16 protein-coding genes are annotated in these 13,830 nt (G+C 65.6%); 5 read left to right on the forward strand and 11 right to left on the reverse strand.

The window, feature by feature from the left end:
* Window positions 1-3 precede the first annotated feature (3 nt).
* Together K9D12_RS10645 and K9D12_RS10650 are read left to right on the forward strand one after the other, a co-directional pair.
* Entirely contained in the window at window positions 4-2,292 is a 2,289-nt protein-coding gene (locus tag K9D12_RS10645) for an ATP-binding cassette domain-containing protein (protein ID WP_225911171.1), read from the forward strand.
* Between the two features lie 70 nt (window positions 2,293-2,362).
* The gene (locus tag K9D12_RS10650) at window positions 2,363-3,349 is read left to right on the forward strand and encodes an IS481 family transposase (RefSeq protein WP_223060178.1); all 987 of its coding nucleotides are present in this window, start codon (window positions 2,363-2,365) and stop codon (window positions 3,347-3,349) included.
* Window positions 3,350-3,457: 108 nt separating this feature from the next.
* Here the strand turns inward: K9D12_RS10650 and K9D12_RS15085 are convergent, their stop codons facing one another.
* Both K9D12_RS15085 and K9D12_RS10660 read right to left on the reverse strand, forming a co-directional pair.
* Window positions 3,458-3,586 (reverse strand): hypothetical protein, encoded by a 129-nt coding sequence (locus tag K9D12_RS15085; RefSeq protein WP_255573084.1) that lies wholly within the window; start codon window positions 3,584-3,586, stop codon window positions 3,458-3,460.
* A gap of 182 nt (window positions 3,587-3,768) precedes the next feature.
* Entirely contained in the window at window positions 3,769-4,632 is an 864-nt protein-coding gene (locus K9D12_RS10660; protein ID WP_223060179.1) for a DMT family transporter, read from the reverse strand.
* Between the two features lie 118 nt (window positions 4,633-4,750).
* Here K9D12_RS10660 and K9D12_RS10665 point away from each other — a divergent pair, with 118 nt between their 5' ends.
* Window positions 4,751-5,707 (forward strand): helix-turn-helix domain-containing protein, encoded by a 957-nt coding sequence (locus tag K9D12_RS10665; RefSeq protein ID WP_223060180.1) that lies wholly within the window; start codon window positions 4,751-4,753, stop codon window positions 5,705-5,707.
* Here the strand turns inward: K9D12_RS10665 and K9D12_RS10670 are convergent.
* A complete protein-coding gene (locus K9D12_RS10670) occupies window positions 5,674-5,820 on the reverse strand; it encodes a hypothetical protein (RefSeq protein ID WP_182434825.1) in 147 nt (48 codons plus the stop codon). The two genes, K9D12_RS10665 and K9D12_RS10670, sit on opposite strands and share 34 nt — an antisense overlap.
* A gap of 221 nt (window positions 5,821-6,041) precedes the next feature.
* On the opposite strand from K9D12_RS10670, the gene K9D12_RS10675 reads away from it, so the two are divergent.
* Complete coding sequence (locus K9D12_RS10675) at window positions 6,042-6,269, forward strand: CGNR zinc finger domain-containing protein (RefSeq protein WP_370633494.1); 228 nt, start codon at window positions 6,042-6,044, stop codon at window positions 6,267-6,269.
* Between the two features lie 40 nt (window positions 6,270-6,309).
* Here the strand turns inward: K9D12_RS10675 and K9D12_RS10680 are convergent, their stop codons facing one another.
* The 4 genes from K9D12_RS10680 to K9D12_RS10695 form a co-directional block, all read right to left on the reverse strand.
* The gene (locus K9D12_RS10680) at window positions 6,310-6,714 is read right to left on the reverse strand and encodes a VOC family protein (RefSeq protein ID WP_223060181.1); all 405 of its coding nucleotides are present in this window, start codon (window positions 6,712-6,714) and stop codon (window positions 6,310-6,312) included.
* Between the two features lie 91 nt (window positions 6,715-6,805).
* Complete coding sequence (locus tag K9D12_RS10685; protein WP_223060217.1) at window positions 6,806-7,651, reverse strand: alpha/beta fold hydrolase; 846 nt, start codon at window positions 7,649-7,651, stop codon at window positions 6,806-6,808.
* A gap of 380 nt (window positions 7,652-8,031) precedes the next feature.
* Window positions 8,032-9,264: an NAD(P)/FAD-dependent oxidoreductase gene (locus K9D12_RS10690; protein ID WP_223060182.1), complete on the reverse strand. Its 1,233-nt coding sequence runs from the start codon at window positions 9,262-9,264 to the stop codon at window positions 8,032-8,034.
* Window positions 9,261-10,223: a lipid II:glycine glycyltransferase FemX gene (locus K9D12_RS10695; protein WP_223060183.1), complete on the reverse strand. Its 963-nt coding sequence runs from the start codon at window positions 10,221-10,223 to the stop codon at window positions 9,261-9,263. The genes K9D12_RS10690 and K9D12_RS10695 overlap by 4 nt, the downstream gene beginning before the upstream one ends.
* A gap of 170 nt (window positions 10,224-10,393) precedes the next feature.
* Here K9D12_RS10695 and K9D12_RS10700 point away from each other — a divergent pair, with 170 nt between their 5' ends.
* Complete coding sequence (locus tag K9D12_RS10700) at window positions 10,394-11,221, forward strand: oxygenase MpaB family protein (RefSeq protein WP_223060184.1); 828 nt, start codon at window positions 10,394-10,396, stop codon at window positions 11,219-11,221.
* A gap of 91 nt (window positions 11,222-11,312) precedes the next feature.
* Here K9D12_RS10700 and K9D12_RS10705 read toward each other — a convergent pair whose 3' ends face one another.
* The 4 genes from K9D12_RS10705 to K9D12_RS10720 all read right to left on the reverse strand — a co-directional run bounded on the left by K9D12_RS10705 (window position 11,313) and on the right by K9D12_RS10720 (window position 13,764).
* Window positions 11,313-11,681 carry a hypothetical protein gene (locus K9D12_RS10705; RefSeq protein WP_223060185.1) on the reverse strand — a complete coding sequence of 123 codons (369 nt, stop codon included), beginning with the start codon at window positions 11,679-11,681 and terminating at the stop codon, window positions 11,313-11,315.
* Between the two features lie 100 nt (window positions 11,682-11,781).
* The gene (locus K9D12_RS10710) at window positions 11,782-11,997 is read right to left on the reverse strand and encodes a hypothetical protein (RefSeq protein WP_223060186.1); all 216 of its coding nucleotides are present in this window, start codon (window positions 11,995-11,997) and stop codon (window positions 11,782-11,784) included.
* 134 nt (window positions 11,998-12,131) lie between these two features.
* A complete protein-coding gene (locus tag K9D12_RS10715; RefSeq protein ID WP_223060187.1) occupies window positions 12,132-12,314 on the reverse strand; it encodes a hypothetical protein in 183 nt (60 codons plus the stop codon).
* Window positions 12,315-12,870: 556 nt separating this feature from the next.
* Window positions 12,871-13,764 carry a LysR family transcriptional regulator gene (locus K9D12_RS10720; RefSeq protein ID WP_031943895.1) on the reverse strand — a complete coding sequence of 298 codons (894 nt, stop codon included), beginning with the start codon at window positions 13,762-13,764 and terminating at the stop codon, window positions 12,871-12,873.
* Between the last annotated feature and the right edge of the window lie 66 nt (window positions 13,765-13,830).

Here is a 13,830-nt window from a genome sequence, read left to right on the forward strand (position 1 = left end):
CCGATGACCCCCAAGACCCACCAGGAGCAGCCCATGTCGGACAGCGGCGTCATCAGGGTGCGCGGCGCCCGCACGAACAACCTGCGCGATGTCGACGTCGATATCCCCAAGAGGAAGCTCACCGTGGTGACCGGGGTCTCGGGATCGGGTAAGTCCTCCCTCGCCTTCGACACGATCGCAGCGGAGTCCCAGCGGCTGCTCGCCGCGACCTACCCGGCCTTCGTCCAGAACCTCATGCCCCACCTGCCACGCCCCGACGTCGACACCCTTGAAGGACTCAGCGCCTCGATCGTCGTCGACCAGGCGCCCCTGGGCGCCAACCCCCGGTCCACCGTCGGGACCGCGACCGACGCCTGGTCCCTGTTACGCCAGCTCTACGCCGGGCACGGCACCCCACCCGTACCCGGACCTCACGCGCTGTCCTTCAACGCTGCCACCGGGATGTGCCCGGCCTGCGAAGGCATCGGGCGCACCGCCACCCTCGATGTTGATCTCGTCCTGGACCGATCCCTGTCGTTGAACGACGGGGCGATCACCTTCCCCAACTTCACCGTCGGCTCCCTGTTCTGGAAGGTCTACGCCCGCAGCGGGGCCTTCGACAACGACAAGCCCGTGCAGTCATACACCCCAGCCGAGCTCGAGCACCTCCTGACCGGCACCGGACCAAACGTCGATACCGGCACCTACCCCATGGCCTACGAAGGAGTCCTGACCAAGATCACCCGTTTGTACCTGTCCAAAGACCCCGCTGCCCTCAAACCACGCGTGCGCGACGCCCTCGAGCGCGTCGCAACCACCGGTCCTTGCCCCGACTGCGCCGGCACCCGCCTGAACACAGCCGCACGCGCTTGCACCATCGACAACACCCCCATCACCACCTGCCACGCCATGGCCGCAACGGACCTCCACCGCTGGCTCGAGGACCTCGACCTACCAACCGCAGCACCGCTCATCACCCAGTTGCAGTCCCTACTGGCCAATCTCACCCGCGTCGGCCTGGGCTACCTCGCCCTGGATCGCTCCACCTCCACTTTGTCCGGCGGCGAGGGACAACGCATCCGCACCGTCCTTCACCTCGACTCAGCCCTCACCGACCTGACCTACGTCTTCGACGAACCCGCCGCCGGCCTTCACGCCCACGACACCGCCCAGATCGTCACGCTCCTGCACGCACTACGCGACAAGGGCAACACCGTCCTAGTCGTCGAGCACCACCCCGACGTCATCACCGCCGCCGACCACGTCATCGACCTAGGCCCGGGCGCCGGCACCGCCGGCGGCACCATCACCTTCCAGGGCGCCCCCGCCCAGCTCACCCACGCGCACACCCCCATCGCCGCAGCCCTCGCAGCCCGACCCACCCTCAACACCATGCCCCGCACCCCCACCGGCACCCTCATCATCCGCGACGCCACCACCCATAACCTGCACCACCTCGACGCCGACATCCCCCTGGGCGTCCTGACCTGCATCACCGGCGTCGCCGGCGCCGGGAAGACGTCTCTGCTGGCAAACCTGCCCCGACGCGCAGACATCGCAATCATCGACCAACACCCCATCCGCGGATCACGACGCTCGACCCCCGCCACATACACCGGCGTCATGGACTGGCTCCGAGACGCCTTCGCCAAAGCAGGCAGCACCCCCGGACACAAACTAAAGCCCTCTATGTTCAGCGCCAACAGCGCCGGCGCCTGCCCCGACTGCACCGGCCTGGGCGTCACCTACCTCGACGCCCCCGGAAGCAGCCCCGTCCCCGTCACCTGCACCACCTGCAACGGCGCCCGCTACACCGCAGATGTGCTCACCCACACCCTGGACGGCCTGACGATCGCAGACGTCCTCGGGCTGCCGGTCGCCGACGCCGCCACCCGCTACACCAACACTCCCGCAGGCCCGCCGCTGGCCAGCCTGGTCGACGTCGGCCTGGGCTACCTCACCCTCGGACAACCCCTGTCCACACTCTCCGGAGGAGAACGCCAACGCCTACGTCTCGCCGCCCGCATCGCGCACTCCGCCACCGTCTACGCGCTGGACGAGCCCACCACAGGGCTGCACATGAGCGACGTCGACACCCTGACCCGCCTGCTCCACCGCCTTGTCGACGGCGGCGCGACCGTCGTCGTCGCCGACCACCACCTGAACCTGATCGCCACCGCCGACCACATCATCGACCTCGGCCCCGACGCAGGACCCGCCGGCGGCCACATCACCTACCAAGGACCAGCCGCCGACCTGCCCGCCACCGACACCCACACCGGCCGAGCGCTCGCCGCACGACTCGACATGTGACCCGCCGAGAGGACTACTCCTCACGCTCGACACCCCCAGCCGAACGATGCCAACCCCAGCAAGGAATCCGATGCCACACGCGAACGCGGCACTGACACCGCGCCACCGCCTCAAGGTAGCCCGCCTCGTCGTCGACGACGGCTACCCGATCAGCGAGGTCGCCGCCCGCTTCCAGGTCTCCTGGCCCACGGTCAAGCGCTGGGTCGACCGCTACCTGTCCGGCGATTCAATGCACGACAGGTCGTCACGACCGAAGTCGTCGCCGAACAAGGCCGATCCGGCGGTGAAGAAGCGGTGCTTCAGTCTGCGAATGCGGCTGCGGGAAGGGCCCGTCCAGCTCGCGGCACGGCTCGGTATCGCCCCTTCTACGGTTCATCGCATCCTCACTGCGGCACGCCTGAACCGGTTGCCCTACGGTGATCGGGCGACCGGTGAGCCGATCCGCCGGTACGAACATCCGCATCCCGGCTCGCTGGTGCACGTGGACGTGAAGAAGCTCGGGAACATCCCCGACGGCGGCGGCTGGCGCTTTGTCGGCCTACTCCAAGGCGAACGCAACCGCGCCGCCACGCCCGGGAAGCCGAAGAGCAAATGGCACAACCCAAAGCTCGGGTACGCGTTCGTGCACACCGTCATTGACGACCACTCCCGCGTCGCGTACACCGAGGTCCACGACGACGAGACCGCCATCACCGCCGTCGCCGTTCTGCACCGGGCGGTCGAGTGGTTCGCAGACCGCGGCGTCACCATCGAACGAGTCCTGTCCGACAACGGCGGCGCCTACAGGTCACACCTGTGGCGCGACACCTGCGAGGCCCTATCGATCACCCCGAAGCGGACCCGTCCGTACCGGCCGCAGACCAACGGAAAAGTGGAGCGCTTCCACCGGACCATGGCCGACGGGTGGGCGTACGCCCGCTGTTACACCAGCGAGCAAGAACGACGTGACGCCCTGCCGGACTGGCTGCACCAGTACAACGAACACCGTCCGCATACCGCCTGCGGCAACCAGCCGCCCTCCTCTCGATTGATCAACGTGCCCGGTCAGTACACCTAACACCATCGCGGCAGACGTGACCGGCTCGGGCAATTGGCCCGGATCGAGTTCGAAACCGTCATGACAGCAACAGCAGCTTTGGCTGTCTGACACCTGTCACCTGGCAGTTCAACAGTCCCAACCTGCCAACGCGATCGCCGAGATGCCCGCGGGCAGGCTCCACTTCTTCGTCAGGACGACTCCCGTGGCCATGGCCAGGGCGCCGCCGATCCCAGCGGCGACGCGGAGGGAGTCCATGGCTGCGCGGGGACCGAGGACGACCAGGGCCACACCGACGACACCCCAGGCCAGGCGCCAGGAGGAAAGTCGCTCGTGGAGGACAGCTACAGCCAGGAACGCGACGATGATGGGTTGGACGTCACGAACTCTTCAACCGAAGCGACGGTTTCAGGGTGCCGCTCGGCTCGGTGAGCAGTGCCTCACGCGCGGCGGGCGTTACCCACACCGGCGGCCAAGATTGCTGCGACGCCGGCGATTTCAGCGACGCCCAGACGCGTGCCGAAGACCGTCACGTCCACCACGAGCGCGACGACGGGGTAGACGAAACCCAGGACGGCGATCGTCACTGCCTCGAGACGCGGGAACGCCGAATACATGAGGACGTACATGAGGCACGTGTGGATCAGCCCGAGGCCCACCAGCCACGCCCAGCCTCCGGTGAGTTCGTCACCCAGCCGGCTCCACTCAAGGAGCGGCGCGAGGATCACGACACCGACGATCATCTGCACGAAAACGGTGACGTGTGGACGCACGCCGGGCAGCTTCTTCGCGATCAGCGTGGCTGCGGCGTAAAACGCTGCCGCTGCGAGCGCCTGGAGTAGACCGAGGAAGTAGTTCGATGACGGAGCGCTGTGCCACGGCTGCGCGATGAGGACGAGACCGACGAAACCGAGCGTCACCCAGGCACCCTGTCGACGAGTGATGGATTCCTTCAGAACCAGTGGCGCCGCGAGGATGAGCATGAAGGGTTGCAGGTGATACGTCACGGTCGCGATGCCGATCGATGTGTTCGAGTAAGCCGCGAACAACAGCGCCCAGTTCACGACGAGAGCGAGTCCGCCGAGAACCGCGATGCCGACGAGGCGCGGGGTGTACCCCGAGGTGCGGAAGTAGCCACACAGAGCGCACACGAGGCCCATCGCCAGCGCGCCGATGACGCAACGCGCCCACGCGGCCGTCACCGGTGCTGCACCGGATTTGAGGACGAACAGGCCGATCGTCCCGGAGAGCACCATCGCGATGACGAGCTGAATCGTTCCCGTGCGACGTTCGGCAGAGGTCATTTCGGAAGTCTGAGGAGTAGTCCGTTCGGTAGCCATGATTCAACCGTCGCGCTCTGGCCAGCACCGGTACGAGTGGCATAAATGACACGGTCCGCGCAAAACCTGCCACACTGGCAACGTGCTTCGCTCGGTGGCTGTCATCGCCCAATCTCCCGTAGCGGCCTTCGAGCTGGGCGTGCTCGTCGAGGTCTTCGGGGTGGACCGCACTGAAGAAGGTGTCCCGGCGTTCGACTTCACGATCTGCACGTCGCAGGGCGCTGCGGTTGCTGCCACCGTCCCGGGAATCTCGCTCTACGGAGCATCCACGTTGGACGGGGCGGCGACCGCTGACCTTGTGGCCGTTCCCAGTTCCCCGATGGACGAGCCACCCGGAGATGACGTCCTGGATGCCTTGCGTTCCGCTTCGGAGCGTGGGGCCTACGTCCTGTCCATGTGCTCGGGAACGTACGCGCTGGCGTGGGCCGGGTTGCTCGACGGGCACCGAGCGGCGACCCACTGGCGATACGCCGCCCATCTTCAACACCGATTTCCGCGCGTCCACGTGGATGATTCGCTGCTCTACGCCCAAGCCGGGAACGTCATCACCGGCGCTGGGACCGCGGCAGGAATCGACGCCTGTCTCCACCTCGTCCGCCTCGAACACGGCAGCTCTGTCGCGACCAAGATCGCCCGTCGCATGGTCGTCGCACCTCACCGTGACGGCGGCCAGAAACAGTTCATCGACAAGGCGATACCGCCGCGAGTCGGCGGCGGCCTGGGAGCGCTGCTCGACGCGGTCGGGCGAACCCTCGCGGAGCCTCACACGGTGGCGTCGATGGCACGTCAGGCAGGGGTTTCCGAGAGGACCTTGGCGCGCTGGTTCGTCGACGAGGTGGGAGCCACGCCCCACGCGTGGCTCTCGGGCCAGCGCGTCCTTGCATCACGCCACCTCCTGGAAACAACGGATCTGCCCATGGACGCCGTCGCCCGGCACAGCGGATTCGGCGACGCGAGCACCCTACGTCGGCATTTTCAGCGGGATGTCGGGGTGAGTCCAGCTACCTACCGGAGCTTGTACTCCGCGACGCAGGCGTAAGCGGCGGCGACGTAGACGGCGTCCCGGCGCCCGCGCGCCACAGCTTCCCCGAGCACGCCCATCGGCTCAAGGTGACGCGCCTTGTCGTGCGTCAGATCCCTCCGACGACTCACGAAACACCTCAAGTCACGACAAAGCCCCCGAACCTACTGGTTCGGGGGCTTGCATGCCGTTTGACAATCGCGTGGGTAGTTCACGAATTGCGAATGGCCTTGTGCCGCTTGGGCTGTTTGGAGCTACCTTCGGGGTCTTGCACACCACGGGTGCCCCGTTTTGCACACCTCACGGCGGCGCCCGGTGGTCTTGGCAGCCGACCGAACTCACCCTCGCCACGGTGCGCCATCGCATCGCGATCGCACTGATCGAGTTCATGGCGCGCGATGACCTCGACCGCCTGCACCAATGCGAAGACGAAGCCTGCGGATGGGTCTACCTCGACACCTCACCGCGAAGGAACCGCCGGTGGTGCGTCACGGCCGACTGCGGTGACCGCAACCGTTCGCGCGCCTACTACGCGCGGCAGAAGGCGAAGAGATCGCAGTCAGATCCCAGCACGCCTTGACCAGCCGATCGGTGCAAAAACCTTCGTTTGAGCTACGGTGCTAGACGCGAGAGAGCAGACAGAACGGGTGGCCGGCGGGATCGGCCAGCACGAAGACCTGTTCGTCTCTTTCATCGGAACGATCCATGAGCACTATGGCCCCAAGAGCGCACGCACGTTCGACGTGACGCGACAACTCGTCGCGAGAATCGACGATGAACTCAAGATGCAGTTGCATCGGAACGTCTGGCGAAGGCCCGGTGGTCCGGGTGAGGGAATCGACACGCTGCACGGCCAGCCGGACAGCTCCCGTCGAGTCGACGAGTTCGACCCACTGCGGCTCACCGTCGGCAACGTCGGCGTCATGGTTAAGGCCCAGCAGTTCGCCGTAGAAGGCTGCGACGTCTCGTACGTTGACGGCGTCGACGGTGGGGTGCAGTAGTCGTGGGAAACCCGATTTACCCATGGGTCCACTGTGTCATCGCAGGACATGGGCAGCGAGGAGGCTCCGCCTGAACGGGGCTCCCGGCGCGCTGTAGCTCAAACGGTCGTTTGAGCTACACCAGCAGGAACGAGCCCAACACCGATGCGAGCTGATGCGGGTTCTCTTCTGCCATGTGGTGGCCCGACTCGATCACGGCCGTTCGAGGTGACTGCTCACACCAGGACTCCCAGATAGCACCTGGGTCTGCGTAGAGGTCTTCCATGTCGTCGTCGCGTGACCAGGCGACGAGGGTGGGGCACGCGATGCGTCGGCCGGCGTCACGGTCAGCTTCGTCATGGCCGCGGTCGACGTGCAGGCCGGCGCGGTAGTCCTCAAGCATGGCCCGCACAGTTGCGGGGCTATTGATAGCGGCGACCATGTCGGCGTAGTTCTCTTGCCCCATGCGCCGAGCATCAGGGCGATACCAGGCCATCGGGTCTGCGGTGATCACACGTTCAGCTTGCTCGGTGGCGAAGAAGAACCAGTGCCACCACAATTCGGCGAAGTGGGCATCCGCGCGCTCGAGCGCCTCCACGATGGGGACACAGTCAAGGACGGCAAGTTTCTCCACCTGCCCGGGGTGATCGAGTGCTGTGCGGTAGGCGACGTAGCTGCCCCGGTCGTGGCCGACGACGCTGAAGCGTTCATGCCCTAGCTGTTGCATGAGACTGGCGATGTCGCCTGCCATCGCACGGTCGCTGTAGACGTGGTGCTCGGCGTCAGGCTCGGGGGTCGATGACTGCCCATAGCCCCGAAGGTCAGGGCACACCACGCTCATCCCGGCGGCGGCCAATAGCGGCGCGACGAGATGCCATGTGGTGTGCGTTCGAGGATGGCCGTGCAGTAGAACAACCGCGGGGCCCTCACCCCCTGTTCGCACCCGTAACCGGACTCCATCGCGTGCTGGGACGGTGGACATGTCGAAACCATCAAAGAAGACCACCTGTCGATCATCGTCCACGGTGAGGTGTGGCGCCTGACGGCTCGTTGATCAGGTGCGCAAAGGGTCGGCAGACCCCCAGTTCTGCTACACGGAGTTCTGCACGTAGTTTCGCTACGCAATTCGGTAGCTCAAGTACGTGCGGAACCCCGTCGAGCCGGGGTGTAGCAAATACGACCCCTACCGGCTAGCGATCGGCGGCGCGAGAAGTAAAAATCGCGAGTCCTGCAAGCAAGAGGCCAATACCGTGTCGGTTCCCGCTGTGGCACTGACTGCCGCGATGCCGATCGCGACCAGGCAAGCTTGGTATCTCCTCGGTGATGGCCGCGACCGAGGCGGTTGACCCGCTCTTGCCTGGATCATTTCCCCTTCAGGAGGCGATGCCAGTAGATCAGCGGTTGGGCGAAGAGGTCGAAGGCAAAAGTGATCATCCTGGGCCGCGCCAGAGAGATGAATGGCAAGGTCTTTTCCTCACGGCCTCGACGGTCCCACTCTGCCAAGATGAGGCGGCGACGATCGATCGGGATCGGTGCGACGCTGTACCCGTCGTAGCGGGCCGTGAGGGGTTTGCCGTTGCGGCGTGCGATGAGGTTGTCGCTAAGGACGGGGACCTGGCGTCGTAGACCGCCACCAGAGGAGGCGGTACCGAGTTGCGCTGCGTCCCCTAGCGACCAAATCCCGTCATGCCGCCGGTGATGCAGGGTGTGCTCGTCGACGTCGATCAGGCCCGTCTCGGGTCGAGCGATACCTGCGTCGGCGACCCAGTCGTGGCCACGGTGGGCGGGTACGACGTGCAACGCGTCGTAAGGCCACTGAGTAGCACTGCCGTCGACGTCGCGCGTGATGACGTGGCGCGAGTCCGCGTCGATGGATTCAACGGTGATACCGGAACGCACGTGGACACCGAGGCTTCGCAGGCGGGAGTCGATCTCGTTGTTCGCGCGGGGTAGACCGGTGAAGTCGCTGTTCTCATTGAGCACGGTCATCGTGATTTTCTCGAGACGCCCTTCGCGACGCCAGTGGTCAGCGGCGAGGAACAGCGGTTTCAGACCAACGGCCGGGCAGGGGGCGTTGCGGCTCGAGATGGTGAACACCGTGTTGCCCTGGCGCAAGTTCTTCAGCATGTCCCATGTCGCGCTGGCCATGGTCGGCTCGTAGTTCGTCGACGCGTGGGGTGAAGCGCACGCCTGACGCAGTCCGGGGGTGGCGTCCCAATCGATGTGGGTGCCGGCGCACACGACGATGTCGGTGGCACTGATGCGCCGCCCGGCATCTGTGTGCACCTGGTGCACGCTTTCCGCGTCTGGCCCGCATGGGACTGGAGCGGGGGTCAATTCGACGGCCGATTCGCGATACCAGGTGCATCCCGCCGGGATCTGCCTGCTTTGAGGCCGCTGGGCCCTGCGCAGCGTCGCAAGCCCTGCACCAACGTAGGAAAGCAGCGGGCGATAGGTGTGCGGTTCGTCGGGACTGACGATGGCGACGTCCAGATCGGGATCGTCACGATGTAGCCGAGCGGCCAGCGCGATGCCGGCGTTGCCCGCGCCGATGATGACGGCGTCGTGGGTGGTTTCGGGGTGGGTGAGGTTCATGGCTTCTTTCTTGCCGTGCGGGTACGTCGCTCCTGGATGGTGGTGACTGCGGGTACGAGAGCGTGTTCCCAGGTCCCGAGGTGGGTGATGTCGTGGCCACCGAAGGAGCGCTTGAATTGGGTGAATCCGTTCCATGGATGCTCGGGTTGGTCGGGGGGAGCGATACCGAACAGGTCAGCTGTCCGGGTTCCGCGATCGTGCGCATCGAGCAGGGCTGTCGTGATCAGCGGCTGGTTGGGTCGTAATTGGCGGTGCTCGCGGGGCATGGCGGAGTGTGCGAACAGTCGCTGGGTGGGGCTGTCGTAGACGAGTGTCGCGCAGAGTGGCTCGTCGTTGTTCCAGGTCGTGTACAGCGTGGCAGCGCCACGTGGCATGAGAGTCTGTGCGGCCGCCATCAAGTACGCGTGCGAGCGGGGGCGGATGCCTTGTTCTTGGGTTGTCCGTGTCAGGAATGACGTCAGGATCGTGACGTCGTCAGGATGAGTGCTGCGTCGCACGGCTAGACCCTTTTTGTGGTGGTTGCGGTGTATCGTGCGGATGCTTCCCGTCGCGTCCGCGAGGATGTCCTCGCCGGGGCGGGACACATCGATCAGGCGTGTGTGCGCTGGTTGGTGGTCGTGCGCGGCGCGGTGGAAGGAAGCTCGGACCATGGTTTCGCGCCACGAGGTGAGATTGTCGTGAGGTGACAACACCGGGGGTCGAGGTTCGACTCTCACCCACCACGCGCGCTGCGTTCGAGCTAGCGCGGCAATAGCACGCACCGCCTCCGTCAGGGCCGCTTGGCTCGCACAGACCGGCCCGTAGGGGACGTACAGATACGATCCGACGCGCCTTTTCTCTTGCACGCATAGCGCACTCCAGCCTGGCCCACGAAGACGCCAGGTTTTCTTGCCCAGGGCCTCATTCATCACCTGCCACGGATCGTCCTGTAGAGCTGACCTCAGGTCGTACATCGTCATCTTATGGTCCTCTGTTTGTCAGCGCTCGAGGCGTCATGTTGGTGCTGAGCGACCGGGTGGCCGGGGGCATGCGGGGCGGCGCGTTCGCAGCCGACGGCTGGGAAGCATCTTGTGGTGCGAGCGTGTAGGTGCCGTTCACGGGTGTGAAGGAGGCCTGGCACGATGGGCGCATGGATGCGGTTTTTGCCCTGCGGCGCCAGTTGTCGCTGAAACTGCGAGACGGCGTGGCCGGGCCCGACGCAGAGCGGGCGCGCGCCCGCATCTGGGACACGCCCGGGCCTCGCTGGTTCGACGAGAGCGACCCGTTGTGGATCGTGCACGCCGACGCCTCCATGTTCGTCGGGGGCCTCGCGTCCTTGCTGCTGCAGTCGCTGCATCCGCTCGCGATGGCCGGCGTCGCCCAGCACAGCGGTTACCGATCCGACCCGTGGGGTCGGTTGCAGCGCACCAGCCACTACATCGCGACGACGTCGTTCGGCACGATCGAACACGCCGAAGCCATGATCGACGCGGTGCGACGCATCCACGAGACCGTCACGGGCACGTTCGAAGCCACCCCCTACCGTGCGGGCGACCCGGACCTGCTGCGGTGGGTGCACGTCGCCGAGACGTTCTGCTTCGCGCGCGCCCACCAGCTGTACGGACACGACCACCTCGACGCCGCGCAGTACGACACTTACGTCGATCAGGCACGCCACTCGGCGCAGCTGCTCGGGGTCACGCGCGCCCCGACAACGGTGGGCGCCATGCTCGAGCAGCTGACGACGTACCGGCCTGCGCTGCACGCGACGAGGGACTGCCTCGATGCTCAACACTTCCTCCTGCGCGACCCGCCTCTGCCACGCGGTGCGCGGCCGGGTTACTCGCTCCTTGTACGCGGCGCGGTCGCGGTTCTTCCGTCTTGGGCGCGAAGCGAACTGCAGCTGCGTTCACTGCCGGGCGATGAGCGCCTGGGGCGCGTTGGCACAGCAGCGATTCGATGGGTGATGGCTGCGTAGCGTCGTTACCCAGCCGGGAGTTAACCATGACGCGGTCGACCCAAGGGGGTCGGCCGCGTCACGGTCATCATCGAAGTACGCATGATTCCGTTCAGCTGTAGAAAGGCCGCTCGGCGTTTTCCGGTTCGATGTGGGTGTTTTCCGAACGATCGTCAGGGTGAACCTGGGCGGGTGTGTTGGCGACCGGGATCTCGGAAATGAGGTTGCCGGAGCCGTCGACGACGCGCACCATCGTCAGGTCGGGCACGGCAAGGTTCTCGGCCATGCCCCGCAATTCGCTCGTGGAGATGGGTCGGTCGTAGCGACGTGTTGCCTCGATCAGGGCATGTTCGACGTCGCCGACATCTGCGCCCGGCGCTGCCTGGGCTCCAGCGCGAAGAATCGACAAGATCGAAACGGCTCCCGCGCCGTCCTCTTCGGACCTGACCTGATCGTTCAGGGTGAACAGCCATTCGGCCATGAGTCTGCTTTCGTTTGGCAGGGCAGGCACCGCATGGCCCTGGCGCGCTTGACCGCGCCAGAGCCATAGGGTGCCTCAACCCAGGTGGGCGAGGGCGGAGTCAGTCCATCTCGTCGAGCTTGAGGGCGTTGCCGAGGGCAAAGAACGTCGGCGCCCAGTGGCCGACGAAAATGCCCCAGCGGTCGGACTGGGCCTTGGAGTCCCCGGTCTTGTTGCGGCTGGTGAAGTACGAGCCGTAGCTCAACGCGATGGAGGCCAGACCTGCCGCATAGCAGTACTGGGGGCGAATGCCGGCGTTACGGATGGTGGTCAGCATGGTTCTACTCCTTCGTTGCCGCACTCGTGCGGCACTCATGGGTTGGCGGTCAGGCTGGGATACCTGGCCGTGAAGGGCGTAGCGGGGATTTGGTGAAGCAGACCCGGGAAAGGTCGGGCGTCGTGCGCTTCTGGTTACTCTCGGAGGATGTCGTCGAGTGCCTCGCGCACGGCTTGACGGGCGGCGACGCGGACGCTAGCGCTACGTTGCAACTCAGCGGTATCCGCTGATTCGACGCGGGCGAGTTCTTGTTCTTCAGCCGCCTTGGCGTTGTCTCGCGCGGTAGCGATGGCGCTCCAGATGTCGCGTTCAGTCATATCCCCAGCAGACCACACCCCCCGTCAAGCACCGCCACCCCAAGAGGTGAGAAAATATTGCGATGGGTCACACTGTCGGCAGGCGTAGCTTGGAGGGCATGACAAACAGATCCGCTGAGGAGCCGCAGTCGCCAGCATCGCCCAGTCGGTTGGCGCTGCACGAAGCGCCCGAGAAGTTACATGACGAGATGACGCCGGGGCGAGGTATGTGCAGGGCACGACGAACTCCCTCAACGCCACACGCCACTCCGGCGTCACTTGTCGATCCTGCCCTTCGCTGCGGGTCTCCCCACAAAGACTGCCCGTCGATCGACGATGACCCTCCTTGCCTGAGCTCTCGAGTACGCAGGCAGGGACATCCCTAGATGCTCAGCGTCGAAAAGTGCGCATCTGAGCGGGTTCCTACTTATGTGGTGTGGGGTACACCCAGTGCGACAATTGTGTCCCAAAATAGCGCAGACGGGCCCTACTGGGAACCGTAAGCTACGGTCCAGTAGTCGTCCGGCTGGGGTGCCCTAGTTGTACGGACCGGAGACGTTGATCGATGGGACCGGCATCAGCCGACCATGTGCAGGGCGATTGATTCCTTGACCTGTTCGATGAACGCCCGAGACGCGGGGCTCGGATTGAAAGAGCCCCACGCGACGTACTCGGCCCGGCAGGGGCCATCGGCCACGGGAACTGCTCGCAGCGCTGGGTTAGCCGGCACACATTCGACGGGCAGCAGGCAGACGCCCAACCCACGTTCGACGAGGGCGAGCATGAACTCGGTCGACATCGCCTCGAAGCCCACGCGGCGCTGAAGGCCTGCGGCAGCGAATGCCCGATCGCCTTGGAGTCTGCCTGGTGACCCGGCCGGGAAGTCGATGAACGTCTCGTCGACCAAGTCAGCCAGGGCCAGGGTGCCCGTGTGCGCTAGCCGGTGCTGTGACGCCATGACGGCGACGAGACGCCCTCGGGCGATCTCGTGCGCGGTGAGTCCGGACGCTGGGGCGACGTCGGCGTCCACGCCGAGAAAGGCCACGTCGAGTCTCCCGCTGCCGAGGTCGCGCATGAACTCATTGCTTCCCCCGCCCCGCACGGTGAGGTCCACGTGGGGATGGCTGGCGTGGAAGGCCGCGATGATGTCGGGCACGCTGACGGCTGTGACCGTCGGGATGACACCTACCGATAGGCTTCCGCGGACCTGGCCCACGGCCTCGGCAGCGACCGCCACGGCACGGTCGGCGGCTGCGAGGCTGGCGCGTGCTTCCGTGAGGAAGGCTTCGCCGGCGGCGGTCAGCTCCACCCGACGGGATGAGCGCACGAACAGTGCCGTGCCGAGTTCCTGTTCGAGGGCCTTGATCTGGTGGCTCAGTGCTGATTGCACGACGAAGCAGCGTTCTGCTGCTCGCGTGAAGTTGCGCTCCTCGGCGATCGCCACGACGTATCTGAGCTGTTGGAGTTCCACTAAACCATGATTGCAGGTCATTGTTTGGGTGAGAACAATGTGTTGGACTCACCGCTGGTGGGCGAC

Source organism: Dermacoccus sp. Tok2021 (genome assembly GCF_019895135.1).
Taxonomy (GTDB): Bacteria; Actinomycetota; Actinomycetes; order Actinomycetales; family Dermatophilaceae; genus Dermacoccus; species Dermacoccus abyssi.